The following is a 13828-nucleotide window of genomic DNA, read 5'->3' as shown; positions in this document are numbered from 1 at the left end:
ATCTTCTCCGCAATTTGCCGGCGCGCCTGGCGCGCGCCGTTCCGATCAGCAAGCCAACAGTTAACCAAGATGGACGTGCAAGAAACCACGGCAGCATGCCGGGACGCCTTCGCCGAACTGGCGTCGCCAGCGTGCATCCACGACCCGTATCCGTTCATGCGGTGGTTGCGCGAGCACGATCCGGTGCATCGCGCGGCGTCGGGCCTCTTTCTGTTGAGCCGCCACGGCGACATCTACTGGGCGCTCAAGGCCACGGGCGATGCGTTTCGGGGACCGGCGCCGGGCGAACTGGCGCGCTATTTCCCGCGTGCAGCGACCAGCCTGTCGCTCAATCTGCTGGCGTCCACGCTGGCGATGAAGGACCCACCGACGCATACGCGTCTGCGCCGGCTGATCTCGCGCGATTTCACCATGCGCCAGATCGACGACCTGCGGCCGAGCATCGCGCGCATCGTCGCAGCGCGCCTGGACGGCATGGCGCCCGCGCTGGAGCGCGGGGAGACGGTGGACCTGCATCGGGAATTCGCGCTGGCCTTGCCCATGCTAATCTTCGCCGAACTGTTCGGCATGCCCCAAGACGACATGTTCGGGCTCGCCGCCGGCATCGGCGCCATTCTGGAAGGCCTAAGCCCGCACGCCAGCGATCCCCAGCTTGCCGCGGCGGACGCGGCCAGCGCCAGGGTGCAGGCCTACTTCGGCGACCTCATAGAGCGCAGGCGCACCGATCCCCGCCACGACATCGTGTCGATGCTGGTCGGCGCACACGAGGACGATGCCGACACGCTGTCGGATGCGGAGTTGATCAGCATGCTGTGGGGCATGCTGCTGGGCGGCTTCGCCACCACTGCCGCGACCATCGACCATGCGGTCCTGGCGATGCTGGCGTATCCCGAACAGCGGCACTGGCTGCAGGGAGACGCCGTGGGGGTGAAGGCATTCGTCGAAGAGGTCCTGCGCTGCGACGCGCCCGCCATGTTCAGCTCCATTCCGCGTATCGCCCAGCGCGACATCGAACTAGGCGGCGTGGTGATCCCGAAGAACGCGGACGTGCGCGTGCTGATCGCGGCCGGCAATCGCGACCCGGACGCCTTCGCCGACCCCGACCGCTTCGATCCCGCGCGGTTCTACGGCACCAGTCCTGGCATGTCGACCGACGGGAAGATCATGCTGAGCTTCGGCCACGGCATCCACTTCTGCCTCGGTGCGCAACTGGCCCGGGTGCAGTTGGCCGAGAGCCTGCAGCGGATCCAGGCGCGCTTCCCCACGCTGGCATTGGCCGAGCAGCCGAGCCGGGAGCCCTCCGCGTTCCTTAGGACGTTCCGCGCGTTGCCGGTGCGGCTGCATGAGCACGGGGACTGAGATGCGCGTCGTGGTCGACCAGGATATGTGCGGAACCACCGGGCAGTGCGTGTTGACGCTGCCGGGCACCTTTCGCCAGCGCGAACCGGACGGCGTGGCCGAAGTGTGCGTGGCGACGGTCCCGCAGGCGCTGCACGCCGCCGTGCGGCTCGCGGCCAGCCAATGCCCGGTCGCCGCCATTAGGGTCATCGAAAGCGACGCTGGCGATGACGAGCGCGCCACCGCCGACCCTGCGCCTTCTCCGGCCGAGGCCGAGCGGCATGCCGCGAAAGACCAACGCAATCGACGAGGACACGATGGGACGGTTTGAAGGCAAGGTGGCCGTGGTAACCGGCGCCGGCGCCGGTATCGGCAAGGCATGCGCCCTCGCTATCGCGCGCGAGGGCGGCAGAGTGGTGGTGGCCGACATTGACGGCGCGGCGGCCATCGCCTGCACCGCGCAGATCGCGGCCGAAGCGGGCCACGCGCTGGCCCTGGCGATGGACATCGCCGATGCGCAGGCGGTGGCAGCGCTGTTCGAGACGGCGGAGCGGCACTTCGGTGGGGTCGACCTGCTGGTGAACAACGCGAGCGCCATGCATCTGACCCCGCGCGACCGCGCGATCCTCGACCTGGATCTGGCGGTCTGGGACCAGACCATGGCGACCAATCTGCGCGGCACCCTGCTCTGCTGCCGGCAGGCAATCCCACCGATGATCGCCCGCGGCGGTGGCGCGATCGTCAACATGTCGTCATGCCAGGGGCTCAGCGGTGACACCGCGCAGACGTCCTACGCCGCGTCGAAGGCGGCGATGAACATGCTGTCGGCCTCGCTCGCCACCCAGTACGGTCATGCGCGGATCCGCTGCAACGCGGTTGCGCCGGGTCTCATCATGACCGAGCGTCTCCTCGCCAAGCTGGACGAGGGCATGCAACGGCATCTGCGCCGGCACCAGCTCCTGCCGCGCGTCGGCCGTCCCGAGGACGTCGCCGCGCTGGTGGCGTTCCTGCTTTCCGAGGATGCTGCGTTCATCACCGGCCAGGTCGTGTGCATTGACGGCGGCATGCTGGCGCATGTGCCGACGTACGCCGACGGTGGCAACAGCCGCGCCGCGCGGCCTGCCGACAACACCGCCGAAGCGGCTGCGGCGCCGCGCTGCTGATGGACATGCTGCTCAACCCGCTGGCGCGTCGGCACCGGCTGCGGTACGACATCCCGATCGTGCCCGGCGCTTTCCCCCTGGTCGGGCATCTTCCCGCCATCGTCTGCGACCTGCCGCGCCTGCTGCGGCGCGCGGAACGGATGCTGGGCAGCCACTTCTGGCTGGATTTCGGCCCTGCCGGACACCTGATGACCTGCGTGGATCCGGACGCGTTCGCGCTGCTCCGGCACAAGGACGTGTCCTCGGTGCTGATCGAAGAGATCGCGCCCGAATTACTTGGCGGAACGTTGGTCGCCCAGGACGGCGGCGCGCACCGGCAGGCGCGCGATGCGATCAAGGCGGCGTTCCTGCCCAAAGGGCTGACTCAGGCCGGCATCGGCGACCTGTTCGCGCCCGTCATCTGGGCGCGGGTGCAGGCGTGGCGTGACCGCGGCGACGTAACCATCCTGCGCGAAACCGGCGACCTGATGCTAAAACTCATCTTCAGCCTCATGGGTATCCCCGCGCAGGACTTGCCAGGATGGCATCGCAAGTACCGGCAACTGCTGCAGTTGATCGTCGCGCCCCCGGTCGACCTGCCCGGGCTGCCCTTGCGGCGGGGCCGCGCCGCCCGCGACTGGATCGACGCGCAGTTGCGCCAGTTCGTCCGCGACGCGCGCGCGCATGCCGCGCGCACCGGGTTGATCAACGACATGGTAAGCGCCTTCGATCGCAGCGACGATGCGCTCTCCGATGACGTCCTGGTCGCCAATATCCGCTTGCTGCTGCTTGCCGGTCACGACACCACCGCCTCGACGATGGCCTGGATGGTGATCGAGCTGGCGCGGCAGCCTGTGCTGTGGGACGCCCTGGTCGAGGAGGCGCAACGCGTGGGCGCGGTGCCGACCCGGCACGCGGACCTGGCGCAGTGTCCGGTCGCTGAGGCCCTGTTCCGCGAGACGCTGCGCGTGCATCCGACGACCACGCTCCTGCCGCGTCGGGCGCTGCAGGAATTGCAACTCGGCCAACGGCCCATTCCCGCGGGCACCCGTCTGTGCATCCCGCTGCTGCATTTCTCGACCTCGGCGCTGCTGCACGAGGCGCCTGATCAGTTCCGCCTGGCGCGGTGGCTGCAACGCACGGAGCCGATCCGGCCGGTGGACATGCTGCAGTTCGGTACCGGCCCACACGTCTGCATCGGCTACCACTTGGTGTGGCTCGAACTGGTGCAGTTCTGCATCGCTTTGGCGCTGACCATGCACAAGGCCGGGGTGCGGCCGCGGTTGCTGAGCGGCGTCGAAAAAGGCCGGCGTTATTACCCGACCGCACATCCGTCCATGAAAATCCGCATCGGATTCTCATGAGCTGGCATCGCTTGCGCCTGTGTGGCGAGGCAGCGACGCCGGCAACACCGCGGCGGCCCGCTCTGGCCGTCTCCTGTCAGGTACAAGGACATGAACAGCATGCAGACCGGTTCCACGCTACACGACGACCGAACTGGCGTTTCCGCGCTCGGCGGATTGGGCGCGCAGGCGCGCGGCGCTTCCGGCAGGCTGATGCCTGAGATCTGGATGCAGGACGGCGCAAAGCGGGTCGAACAAGCGCTCGCGCGTCGTCTCTGCGTCGAAGACAAGGGTGAGACCGAGCTGATCGCGGCAATGCGCTACGCCACCTTGCATGGCGGGAAGCGCACCCGCGCCTTGCTCTGTCTGGCTGCCGGCACACTGGCCGACACGCCGGCGCACATGCTCGACGACGTCGGCGCCGCGATCGAGATGATGCACGCCTGTACCCTGGTCCACGACGACCTGCCCGCGATGGACAACGACGTGCTTCGCCGCGGCCTTCCGACCGTGCATGTCAAGTTCGGCGAAGCCACCGCGATCCTGGTCGGCGACGCGCTGCAGGCGCACGCCTTCCTGACCCTGGCGAGCCTGGATGCGCCGGGCGACAATCCTATCGCGCTCGTGCGCGAACTGGCGCAGGCGGTGTCCGCCGAGGGTGCCGCAGGCGGGCAGGCCATCGATCTGTCGCTGGTCGGAAAGCACGTCGAGCTGGACAGGATCGTCGCGATGCACCGGATGAAGAGCGGAGCGCTAGTGCGCGCGTCCGTTCGCATGGGCGCGCTATTCGCCATTGCGGAGGATGCCGCGCACGCTGCGCTGTACTGTGCGCTCGATCGCTACAGCGCCTGTTTCGGCCTGGCGTTGCAGGTGGTCGATGACATTCTCGATGCGACGGCGGATACCGCGGCGCTGGGCAAGACCCCCGGCAAGGACGCGGCGGCGCAGAAGCCGACCTGCGCGTCGATCATGGGGCTGCAGGCTGCGCGCCAGTTCGCGCTCGATCTGTTGCGCGACGCCGGAGAGGCCATCGTCCCGCTGGGGCCGCGTGCGGAACGGTTGGGGCAGATGCTGCAGCGGGCCAACGCGCACCTGTTCAAGCACGCGCCATGCGCATGAGCGCGCCCGTGCGCATGGAGTCGCCCTTGTGCCGCTGCGATCAGCCGGCGGTAGCGGTGCATGCTGCACCGTGTCCGAGTCCGCGGCGCCCATCGCAGCGGTTGCCCTGCACGGCCGCGGCGCGCTGCGGCCAAGCCTATGCGGCGGACCGGCGCCAGCGTCGTTGGCGCGTCGCCGCGCCAGAGCAGTGCGGCCGTCCGGCGCTGCCCATCGGCCGGGCCGCGACGGACCTGCGGCGACGTGTGCGGCGTCTGCCCGATCCTGGTTCTCGTCAACCGTCTGCAGAAGGAACATCCCGCGTGAACGCGCAGTCCGAACAGATCCTTTCCGAATTGCGCCACCTGCTGAGCGAGATGAGCGACGGCGGCAGCGTCGGTCCGTCCGTCTACGACACGGCGCGAGCTCTGCAATTCCACGGCAACGTCACCGGTCGGCAGGACGCCTATGCGTGGCTCATCTCGCAGCAACAGGCCGATGGCGGATGGGGAAGCGCGGACTTCCCGCTGTTCCGTCATGCGCCCACGTGGGCGGCGTTGCTGGCATTGCAACGTGCCGATCCTCTTCCCGGCGCTGCCGACGCGGTCCAGGCTGCAACCCGGTTCCTCGAACGCCAGCCCGATCCCTACGCGCATGCGGTGCCGGAAGACGCGCCGATCGGCGCGGAGCTGATCTTGCCGCAATTTTGCGGCGAGGCCGCATCCTTGCTGGGCGGCGTGGCGTTTCCGCGCCACCCGGCGCTGTTGCCGTTGCGGCAAGCGTGCATGGTCAAGCTGGCGGCGGTGGCGACGTTGCCGAGCGGCCATCCGTTGCTGCACTCCTGGGAAGCCTGGGGGACCTCGCCGACCACCGCATGCCCGGACGACGACGGCAGCATCGGCATCAGTCCGGCGGCCACCGCCGCGTGGCGTGCGCACGTCCTGACACAGGGGAGCACGCCGCAGGTCGGGCGCGCGGACGCGTATCTGAAGGCGGCATCGAAGGCGACGCGCAGCGGCATCGAAGGTGTCGTTCCCAACGTTTGGCCGATCAATGTGTTCGAACCATGCTGGTCGCTGTACACCCTGCATCTGGCCGGGTTGTTCGCGCATCCCGCGCTCACTGAGGTGATGCGCGTGATCGTCGCGCAGCTCGATGCCCGCCTTAGCGTGCGCGGTCTCGGCCCGGCCTTGCACTTCGCGGCCGATGCGGATGACACCGCCATTGCGTTGTGTGTCCTGCGCCTTGCAGGCCGCGACCCGGCGGTCGATGCGTTGCGCCAATTCGAAAGCGGCGAGCTGTTTGTCACCTTCCCCGGCGAGCGCAATGCCTCGATGTCGACCAACATCCATGCCCTGCATGCGTTGCGACTGTTTGGAAAGCCTACCGCCGCCGCCAGCGCCTATGTCGAAGCCAATCGCAACCCGGACGGTGTATGGGACAACGAAAAATGGCACGTTTCATGGCTGTATCCCACCGCGCATGCCATCGCTGCGCTGGCGCAAGGCAACCCCCAGTGGCGCGACGAGCGCGCGCTGGCGGCGCTGCTGCGCGCGCAGCGCGACGACGGCGGCTGGGGCGCCGGTCGCGCGTCCACATTCGAGGAAACCGCCTATGCGCTGTTCGCGTTGCACGTGATGGACGGGAACGAAGAGCCGACAGGGCGCCGGCGCATCGCGCAGGCGGTGGCGCGTGCGCTGGAGTGGATGCTCGCCCGCCATGCGGCGCATCCATTGCCGCAGACGCCGCTGTGGATCGGCAAAGAACTATATTGCCCCACGCGGGTCGTGCGCGTGGCTGAACTCGCCGGGTTGTGGCTGGCACTTCATTGGGGGCGGCGCGCCCTGGCCAAGGGAGCAGGAGCGGCGCCATGATCCAGACCCAACGCGCGCTGCAGCAGGTGCTGGAGTGGGGGCATTCCCTGACCGGGTTCGCCGATGAGCATGCCGTGGAAGCAGTCAGGGGCGGCCAGTACATCCTGCAGCGCATCCATCCGAGCCTGCGCGACGCCAGCGCCCGCACCGGCCGCGATCCGCAGGACGAAACGCTGATCGTGGCGTTCTATCGCGAACTGGCGCTGCTGTTCTGGCTCGACGATTGCAACGACGTTGGCCTGATCGCGCCGGAGCAGCTCGCCGCGGTGGAGCAGGCGCTGGGGCAGGGCCTGCCGTGCGCGCTCCCCGGATTCGAGGGCTGCGCGGTGCTGCGCGCCTCGCTGGCCGCACTCGCCTACGATCGTCGCGACTATGCTCAGCTTCTCGACGATACCCGGCGCTACTGCGCAGCGCTGCGCGACGGACCCGCGCAGGCGGCAGGGGCGGAACGCTGGTCCTACGCCGAGTACCTGCACAATGGCGTCGATTCGATCGCCTACGCGAATGTGTTCTGTTGCCTGTCATTGCTGTGGGGGTTGGACATGGCGACCTTGCGCGAGCGTCCGGCATTTCGCCAGGTCCTGCGGCTCATCTCCGCGATAGGGCGTCTGCAGAACGATCTGCATGGACGCGACAAGGACAGGACCGCGGGCGAGGCCGACAACGCGGCGATCCTGCTGCTGCAGCGCTATCCGGCTATGCCTGTGATGGAGTTCCTCAAGGACGAGCTGGCCGGCCATACGCGCATGCTGCACCGCCTGATGGCGGAAGAATGCTTTCCCGCGCCGTGGGGAGCGTTGATCGAGGCCATGGCCGACATCTGCGCGCAGTACTATCAGACCTCGACCAGCCGCTATCGCAGCGACGCCGCGGGGGCAGGCCAGCGTGCGCCGGGCTGAACGCGCGGGAGGCGGAGGCGAGCGCCCGCTCCCCTCGGTCAGATCGGACGCAACGCCGTCGCCCGATGCAGCGAGCATGAGCGACACCGCCATGAGCCGTGCAAGGACGACTATCTGGACGTCGTGCTGGATCGGCGAACGGCACCGGCCCCGATCGCCGACGGCTGGAAGTATATAGGTTTCGAACACTGCGCATGCGACTTGGACCTGACGCAGATCGAGCGCTGCGCCTGGCTGGTGGGCAAGATCATGGCGCGAAGCGGCGTCCATAGCGATCACCGAGAAACCCGGTACGCAACGATCCCGGATCATGCCGACGAAGGTCGCGGAGATGAACACCGCATTCTGGGCGAGGGTCCAAACCTGGTCTTCGGCATCACGCTCAGCACGGTACCGGCAATGTAGATGAAAAACATTCCGATGCCGATCAGCCGCATGAGGCGGCCATGGAATGGCCCGACCAGCAGTCGATCAAGACGAGTGCCTGCGTTCACGGATTCGAGTTTGACGCTCTCCCTTGATGCGGACCGCCTTCTTCGAACTTCTGCCGCTTGTCTTCTGTTAGGGTCTGTACCTAATTAACTGCTTCTGATTCGCTCTTGCCAAGTTGATTCGGCATGGGGGCTTCGATGCGCAAAGGACTGTTCTGGCTCAACGACAAGCAGTGGGCTCAGATAGACCGCAGCTGCCAATGAACCAGACCGCGCCGGCGCGCGAAGACGATCGACGCATCATCAGCGGTATCGTTCACATGCTCCAGTGCGGCGCACGCTCGCGCGATTGCCCGCCCGACTATGGCCCTTACACGACAATCTACAATCGGTTCAATCGCTGGGCTAAGCGCGGACATTGGCAGGCTATCTTTGAAGCGCTCGCCCGCTGCGGCAAGGACGGCCTGACTTTGTCGATCGACTCCACCTCGATCAAAGCGCATCGCTCCGCGAGCGGCGGAAAAGGGGGGAGCATGAACAGGCCGTCGGCCGCTCACGCGGCGGGCGGAGCACGAAAATCCACGCGCTGAGCGACCCCGATTGCAAACCTTGCGCATTTCATCTCACTCCGGGACAAGACGCAGATCTTGCCGCAGGGCCGGCCCTTTTGAAACTCGCGGCGCCCATGTCTTCCCTCATTGGGGACAAAGGCTACGATGGCGACGGCTTTCGCACCGAAATCGTCAATCGCGGCGCGAAACTCGTCATTCCGAACAAGTCCAACAGGGTGCCCCTCCACAGCTTCAGCAAACGCGCCTATAAAGGACGCAAACGTTATCGAGCGCTGCTTCTGCCGGCTCAAGGATTTCAGGCGTGTCTCTACTCGCTACGACGAACTTGCTAGAAACTTCTTGGCCGCCGTCCACCTCGCCGCCGTCGTCGCCTGTTGGATCAATTGAGTCTGAACCCTAGTCTCTGTCGCGGCAGTTCTTCGTCTTGTGCGGTCCAAGAGCATGTCAAACAAACTAAGAAAATTGCGTATCTTTACCGACAGAGGTCCCCTGATTGCGCTAACCATCGCTGGGGGGATGGTGGTCGGCGTTGTCGGCCCGACGTCGGCGCAGTTCTTCAATTTCGGTGGATATCAGCAACGGCCGCAGCCGCAACGCGGTGGCGGATTCGGCGGCGGCTGGTTTGGTAACGACATGTTTGAGCCGTCTGCTCCCCAGCCTCGTTGGGATCGGCGGCAAACCTTGCCGCCCGCGCGCGAGGATTTTTCGAGGGCGCCCGCGGCCGGAAAGCGCGCTACTGTACCGGAGCGCCATGTTCTTGTGCTCGGTGATGCCATGGCGGACTGGCTCGCCTATGGTCTTGAAGACGCCTATGCCGAACAGCCTGACATGGGCGTGATCCGCAGACATAAGACCGTCTCAGGCCTTATCAAATATCAGCCGAAGGGCAATCCGGCCGATTGGGCCGCCGCTGCCAAAGGCATTCTCGCGACCGAAAAAGCGGACGTCATCGTCGTCATGCTCGGACTCGATGACCGAGTCGGGATGCGCGAGCCGCCGGCTGAGAAATCCGATATCAAGCCATCGGACAAAAACGCAGACAAGAAGGAAGCCAGAGGCAAACCGGGCGTCAAGCCGGAGGGCGGTACGAACGTCGACGCGAAGCCGGATGGCAGACTGGTCGATACGGAATTGTCGCCAAATGACGCCGCCGACGCGCCGGCTATCGAGCCGGAGAGTAGCACGCGCTCGCCGAACGGCCTCTATGAGTATCGCGAGAAACGCTGGATCGAGCTCTACAAAAACAAGATCGAACAGATGATCGGCGTGCTCAAATCTAAGGGGGTGCCGGTGCTGTGGGTTGGCCTGCCGGTGGTACGTGGCCCTAAGGCAACAGCCGACACCCTGTTTCTGGATTCGCTCTATCGCGAGGCGGCCGGCAAGGCCGGCATCACTTATGTCGATGTCTGGGACAGCTTTGTCGATGAAGCCGGCCATTTTATCCAGCGCGGTCCCGACTTCGAAGGCCAGATCCGTCAGCTGCGCTCCTCCGATGGCGTGTATTTCACCAAGCCCGGCGCCCGCAAGCTTGCGCATTATGTCGAACGCGAAATCAACCGGTTGTTGGCTACTCGTTCCGCGCCGATCGCGCTGCCGACGGAACCGGCAAAGCTCGACGTCAATGCGCTGCCGGGTCAACCGGACCTGCGCCCGCTCGCCGGACCGATCTTTCCCTTGGTGGCCCCCTCTTTCGGCGCCGATCAATTGCTCGGCGGTCCAGGGGCGCCGATGGCAATGGATGCGCTAGCAGCGCGTGTCTTGGTCAAAGGTGAGCCCTTGTCGGCACCGGCCGGTCGCGCCGACGATTTTGTCTGGCCGCGCCGCGAAGTCGGACGCGAACAGTCTAAGGATACTCCAATGGCTTCGGCTTCGCCCGATGATCGCATCCCGGTATCTGCGCCGGCGCCAATGCTAAAGCAGAAAAAGAATCGCAGCCAAAGGTGAGGCGCTGACGTTTTGGCCCGCAGGTTTCGCTCAGTGGGGCCGCTTCGGGGACAATCGCATCGGTTTGGGCTGGAGCCTGTGGGCGTGGCAAACGCAGTTCGCACCTGGAGCAACACTGTTCAGCCGCTTCTGGTTGGCCGTGTCGCGATACCAGTCGAACGGCTGCTCGTGCGTGGCGATCATCACGCTCTTAGTGTTGAAGTGGTTGTCGAAGGTTTCGGTGCGTATTCGCGGACGGTGGCGGAATAGCCGAGGCCCCCAAGGCGAGGCGGGGTCGAGCACCGGTGATGATCGTTGACCCAGACGACGCCGGCCGACGAAGGGGCAACTCGATGCGCGCGGGCGACGTCACGGGTGCGGATCGCTGCGGCAAGGCCGAAGGGGAAGTCGTTGGCAATCCTTAGGGCGAATGCCAAGCACCTACCTGGGTTGGCAGGTTCCAAATTATACTGCGGTGCTTAGACTCGTCGAGCGAATGCAACTCGCAACATTTGGCGAAACAAGATCACCTTGTAGCTCAAATCGTCTTTTCGCTGCTTTCGGAAGGCTGGCAGAGTTGTCGACGCCGATAAAACGGACCCTTCCTTCGGAAAGCGCTGGATCCAGATGACGCTCTCATGGCGAAAAGCACAAGTCCTCGCCAGATCCAGATCCAGCCCCAAGGGTCAGGGCCTCCAGCGAGGAACCTCCGTCCGAAGCGGCCGTCGAAGGCGGTCTTCTGAGGCAGGATGAGAGCGGGAGACGGAAACTAAAGGGATCCGATGAATGTTCGGGGGCAAATCCATTCCGCTCACGTCCAAGGTATCGGTCCTGTGCTCCAACCTTCAACTCTGTGATCCAAAAGCGGTGCATCATGACAAGGGAGCCGGGCGTCACGTCGGCGAACGCAAGTATTCGGGCAAGAATCGTCTGGACGATTGTCCTCGGCTTTGCCGCCGATCCTTTGATGCGTTGGAGTTGGCCGGACCCTGGGCAATATCTTGGCAGCATGATTCAGTTCATCAAGGCCTGCGGCGGACGAGCATTCGAGCATGGCACAGCATACGTCACGGGAGAGACTCGCGCCGCGGCCCTGTGGCTGCCTCCGGGCGTGCAGCAGGATGAGGATTCGCTGGACGCAATCATGGCGCTGTCCCTGCGCCCGGAAATCAGCGAACATATGGCACACCTGCGCCAGGGAATGGCCGAACATCATCCCTCCGAGCCACATTGGTATTTGCCCCTGATTGCTGTCGACCCGAACTGGGCCGGACAAGGGCTTGGCACATTGCTGATGAAGTACGCTCTTCAACGCTGTGATGAGCAGGGCATCGCTGCCTACCTCGAAAGTTCGAATCCTGAAAACATTCTCTTTTACCAACGCCACGGGTTCAAGATTATTGGAAAGATACAGCACGGTTGCTCACCGCCACTTACGCCGATGTTGCGAAAGGCGCGTTGAGCGGAATTCGGAGACGCTTCGCATGCTGCGGCTCCCGAAGCGTCCTTGAGACGCCGAACTGAGGCGCATTGCCCCATCCGGATTGTCACTGAACAACTTCTCGCCGGTGATTGGGTGGCTGCCATCGAATTGGTCCGGTGGCGTCTATGGCGGGAAAGATCAGCATGGGCGCGGGGCGGCAGGTGGTGTCGGCCGAAAGGGATCGTTGCCGGTCGGCCACCCGGGCGAAAAGAGGCGCATCTCGATGCGATATGCGCGACGACCGGCTGGCATCGCAAGTATGCGGTGCGTGCAATTCGGGAACGCGCAACAGTTGGACCGAGGCCGGTCTAGGCACCGCGAGAGCACAAGCGTTGATATGGGGCTACGATCAAGGGACGCGATGACCGCAGTGTGGGGCGTCGGATCGGGTCTGCGGCAAGCGGCTCAAGGGCCGGGTTTCGTCAACTCCTGCAGCTACGCCAATCATGAGGCCGCTCCTTTTGTGTCTCGATCGACGGCAGTGGCCCACCATGGATCTTTGCCTCAAAGCTCCGTAGCCGCTGATAGATCGAGATCAGTTCGACGATCGTGCTCCAGGAGTTGACGAGATACTGAAACGAGGTTCGTACTTGCGTGAACGCGTTGAGGATCTGGTTCATCGCGCCGAGGGTGATCTTGCCCGCGATGATTGTGGGCGCAAGCAGCAGATAAGGAAAGATGACGTCACTCTGGAGATAGACGATCCGGCCGATATTGAAGTACATGAAGTTCAGATAGAGCCGGAAGTAATTCCTGCGAATGTCTCTAAACAGCACGCTCAATGTCGGCGCATTGGCACGCGCCGTATCATCCTCGCCGAGCACGAGTTCCTTGCGATAGGCCGCTTCGACCCGCTGGTTGAAAAATTCAATTCCGGGCAGGCGGATGCCGATAAGCGCGAGAACGCCGGTGCCCAGGATTGACCAGATCACCGCGGCGAACACCAGCGGATAGGGAATCGAGCCGAACAGAGGCAACTCCGTGACGTTGCTGGACAGCCTCACCAGAACCGGCAGGAAGGCCAACAGTGTCAGCACGGCGCTGATGAGATTAACGCCTAGACCTTCCATGGTGCTGGCGAAACGCATGGTGTCTTCCTGGATGCGCTGGGAGGCGCCTTCGATCGTGCGCAGCCGTGGCCAGTTGGCGACATAAAAATCGTTCATCGCCGTGCGCCAGCGGAAGATGTAGTGGCTGACGAAGAATCGCGTCATCACGCCGACCACGACGGCCACGAGCGCGATACCGGCAAAGGTCGACAATTCGTTGTAGAACTGCTCAACCGTGACCGGCGCCGATTTCGAAAGCGCAGCCTGGACCAGGTCGTAGAACGGTCCATACCAGCTGTTGATCGCGACCGAGACCTGGACCTGAAAGTAAGAGGTGAACAGGATCAGCGCCGAACCAAGAATGGACCACGTCGCCCAGGGATGCGGGGCAAATAACATCCATGCAGCCGCGAACACCGTAACGGCCAGCGCAAAATAGAGATCAAACCACAGCGCCGAGGCCGACCAGAACGTCGCAAGCCCGACCGGCTTCTCCGGGGCTTGAAAGAGATTGCCGGCAAACACATACCAAAACGCCATCGCCAATGCCGTCCAAAGAATTGACGACGCAAAGAACAACTTTGGTCGAGGGAAGAATGAAACGAACATACTCGCTGTCCTTTATCGGCTCAGAACTTCAGCTCAGAAGATGAACACACCGCGGCCGCTGGCCACCACC

Annotated in this window: 10 protein-coding genes and 4 pseudogenes; 11 read left to right on the top strand and 3 right to left on the bottom strand. The window is 64.5% G+C overall.

What is annotated here, in order from left to right; genetic code table 11:
• The first annotated feature begins 69 nt into the window (after nt 1–69).
• The 8 genes and pseudogenes from ACVIN2_RS13735 to ACVIN2_RS13700 form a co-directional block, all read left to right on the top strand.
• The gene (locus ACVIN2_RS13735; RefSeq protein ID WP_456766007.1) at nt 70–1359 is read left to right on the top strand and encodes a cytochrome P450; all 1290 of its coding nucleotides are present in this window, start codon (nt 70–72) and stop codon (nt 1357–1359) included.
• Between the two features lies 1 nt (nt 1360).
• A complete protein-coding gene (locus tag ACVIN2_RS13730) occupies nt 1361–1669 on the top strand; it encodes a ferredoxin (RefSeq protein ID WP_231188988.1) in 309 nt (102 codons plus the stop codon).
• Entirely contained in the window at nt 1656–2501 is an 846-nt protein-coding gene (locus ACVIN2_RS13725; RefSeq protein WP_456769712.1) for an SDR family oxidoreductase, read from the top strand. Before ACVIN2_RS13730 ends, ACVIN2_RS13725 begins: the two co-directional genes overlap by 14 nt.
• Complete coding sequence (locus ACVIN2_RS13720; protein ID WP_456766006.1) at nt 2501–3844, top strand: cytochrome P450; 1344 nt, start codon at nt 2501–2503, stop codon at nt 3842–3844. Before ACVIN2_RS13725 ends, ACVIN2_RS13720 begins: the two co-directional genes overlap by 1 nt.
• 99 nt (nt 3845–3943) lie before the next feature.
• A complete protein-coding gene (locus tag ACVIN2_RS13715) occupies nt 3944–4942 on the top strand; it encodes a polyprenyl synthetase family protein (RefSeq protein WP_317245092.1) in 999 nt (332 codons plus the stop codon).
• A 299-nt stretch (nt 4943–5241) separates the two neighbouring features.
• Complete coding sequence (locus ACVIN2_RS13710) at nt 5242–6792, top strand: hypothetical protein (protein WP_456766005.1); 1551 nt, start codon at nt 5242–5244, stop codon at nt 6790–6792.
• Complete coding sequence (locus ACVIN2_RS13705) at nt 6789–7691, top strand: terpene synthase family protein (RefSeq protein ID WP_456766004.1); 903 nt, start codon at nt 6789–6791, stop codon at nt 7689–7691. Before ACVIN2_RS13710 ends, ACVIN2_RS13705 begins: the two co-directional genes overlap by 4 nt.
• A pseudogene (locus ACVIN2_RS13700) lies at nt 7678–7943 on the top strand (type 2 isopentenyl-diphosphate Delta-isomerase); the annotation flags it as partial. The gene ACVIN2_RS13705 and the pseudogene ACVIN2_RS13700, both read left to right, overlap by 14 nt.
• Nucleotides 7944–7947: 4 nt before the next feature.
• On the opposite strand, the pseudogene ACVIN2_RS13695 reads toward ACVIN2_RS13700, so the two are convergent.
• Nucleotides 7948–8185, bottom strand: a pseudogene (locus ACVIN2_RS13695) (MFS transporter); the annotation flags it as partial.
• 135 nt (nt 8186–8320) lie between these two features.
• Between ACVIN2_RS13695 and ACVIN2_RS13690 the strand changes: the two are divergent.
• Together ACVIN2_RS13690 and ACVIN2_RS13685 are read left to right on the top strand one after the other, a co-directional pair.
• Nucleotides 8321–9081: pseudogene (locus ACVIN2_RS13690) on the top strand (IS5 family transposase).
• A 54-nt stretch (nt 9082–9135) separates the two neighbouring features.
• Nucleotides 9136–10638: an SGNH/GDSL hydrolase family protein gene (locus tag ACVIN2_RS13685; RefSeq protein ID WP_456766003.1), complete on the top strand. Its 1503-nt coding sequence runs from the start codon at nt 9136–9138 to the stop codon at nt 10636–10638.
• A 117-nt stretch (nt 10639–10755) separates the two neighbouring features.
• Here ACVIN2_RS13685 and ACVIN2_RS13680 read toward each other — a convergent pair.
• Nucleotides 10756–11051, bottom strand: a pseudogene (locus tag ACVIN2_RS13680) (aldehyde dehydrogenase family protein); the annotation flags it as partial.
• Nucleotides 11052–11491: 440 nt separating this feature from the next.
• On the opposite strand from ACVIN2_RS13680, the gene ACVIN2_RS13675 reads away from it, so the two are divergent.
• A complete protein-coding gene (locus ACVIN2_RS13675; protein WP_456766002.1) occupies nt 11492–12079 on the top strand; it encodes a GNAT family N-acetyltransferase in 588 nt (195 codons plus the stop codon).
• A gap of 443 nt (nt 12080–12522) precedes the next feature.
• Here the strand turns inward: ACVIN2_RS13675 and sbmA are convergent, their stop codons facing one another.
• Nucleotides 12523–13758, bottom strand: a complete 1236-nt coding sequence (gene sbmA / locus ACVIN2_RS13670; RefSeq protein ID WP_456766001.1) for a peptide antibiotic transporter SbmA — start codon at nt 13756–13758, stop codon at nt 12523–12525.
• Between the last annotated feature and the right edge of the window lie 70 nt (nt 13759–13828).

It is taken from the genome of Bradyrhizobium sp. USDA 3650 (assembly GCF_054057395.1).
The sequence above is the reverse complement of the archived record's forward strand: the minus strand, read 5'-3'. Positions and strand labels throughout refer to the sequence as shown.

Bases quoted from the DNA above. Each gene is read 5' to 3' on its own strand.
- ACVIN2_RS13705 (WP_456766004.1), top strand. From the start codon at position 6,789: ATGATCCAGACCCAACGCGCGCTGCAGCAGGTGCTGGAGTGGGGGCAT.
- sbmA (WP_456766001.1), bottom strand. From the start codon at position 13,758: ATGTTCGTTTCATTCTTCCCTCGACCAAAGTTGTTCTTTGCGTCGTCA.
- ACVIN2_RS13715 (WP_317245092.1), top strand. From the start codon at position 3,944: ATGCAGACCGGTTCCACGCTACACGACGACCGAACTGGCGTTTCCGCG.
- ACVIN2_RS13730 (WP_231188988.1), top strand. From the start codon at position 1,361: ATGCGCGTCGTGGTCGACCAGGATATGTGCGGAACCACCGGGCAGTGC.
- ACVIN2_RS13720 (WP_456766006.1), top strand. From the start codon at position 2,501: ATGGACATGCTGCTCAACCCGCTGGCGCGTCGGCACCGGCTGCGGTAC.
- ACVIN2_RS13675 (WP_456766002.1), top strand. From the start codon at position 11,492: ATGACAAGGGAGCCGGGCGTCACGTCGGCGAACGCAAGTATTCGGGCA.
- ACVIN2_RS13725 (WP_456769712.1), top strand. From the start codon at position 1,656: ATGGGACGGTTTGAAGGCAAGGTGGCCGTGGTAACCGGCGCCGGCGCC.
- ACVIN2_RS13685 (WP_456766003.1), top strand. From the start codon at position 9,136: ATGTCAAACAAACTAAGAAAATTGCGTATCTTTACCGACAGAGGTCCC.
- ACVIN2_RS13735 (WP_456766007.1), top strand. From the start codon at position 70: ATGGACGTGCAAGAAACCACGGCAGCATGCCGGGACGCCTTCGCCGAA.